This window comes from Xanthomonas sp. PPL134 (assembly GCF_040595915.1).
GTDB classification, from domain to species: domain Bacteria; phylum Pseudomonadota; class Gammaproteobacteria; order Xanthomonadales; family Xanthomonadaceae; genus Xanthomonas_A; species Xanthomonas_A indica.
This window is the reverse complement of sequence record NZ_JAMDLL010000029.1, coordinates 1-784: the sequence shown is the minus strand read 5'-3', so window position 1 is coordinate 784 and position 784 is coordinate 1. Positions and strand designations below refer to the sequence as shown.

Annotated in this window: 1 pseudogene; it reads left to right on the top strand. The window is 61.6% G+C overall.

Annotated elements, in window-relative coordinates:
- Positions 1 to 709: 709 nt before the first annotated feature.
- Positions 710 to 784, top strand: a pseudogene (locus M3U25_RS20530) (flagellin); the annotation flags it as partial.

The window sequence follows — 784 nt, the reverse complement described above, 5'->3', positions numbered from 1 at the left end:
TGCTGAGCCTGCTCCAGGGCTAAGCCCAGCCAGCCGCACCGCACGACCGGACCCCTCCGCAAGGAGGGGTCTTTTTTATTCCGTCTTCCAGCACGGGGCGCGCGTCTCGAACAATGCGGCGTCTTCACCAGGCACCGGCGTTCAACGCGCCGGCAGAACCACACGTGCCGCCTCCGGGTCGCGTGTCCGCACTGCGGCGCCGGATGCGCGGCAGAACCTTCTCGACCGCATATGTGGCAGCGCGGCACGTGCAACAGCGCGATGATCTGCACCCCGTCCGTGGTCGCCAAGGACAGCAGGGAGACGGTCGACCAGGTGCGGGGAAGACGGCCAAGCAACTGCATCACCACACCCGCGCGGCCGGGATGTCCTGCATTCGTGCAGATGCGACAACGCCGCGATCAAGCTCATCAAGCGCATCGCCCCGGCGACGGCGATCGACGTGTTTCTCACGCTACATGCCGACTTCCACAGCACGTGCATGATGGAACCTAAAGTTTGTCAAAGCGCGGCCGAAACAAGCTTTTCGCCGCATGCCGGACGCGTTGCAACTCAGCGAATTGCTTTGTTTTTTCCCAGCGAATCGCTAAAGGTTGCGCACCGACTGCCGTTACTTATACCAGCAGCGGCACTGGCCAATTGATGGCCCCCTGCGGAGGCTCCAGGCACCCAAGGGTTGCCGGATAAATCGCTTAGAGGAGATATCGAAATGGCACAGGTCATCAATACCAACGTAATGTCGCTGAACGCTCAGCGGAACCTCAACACCACCAGCACCAGCCTG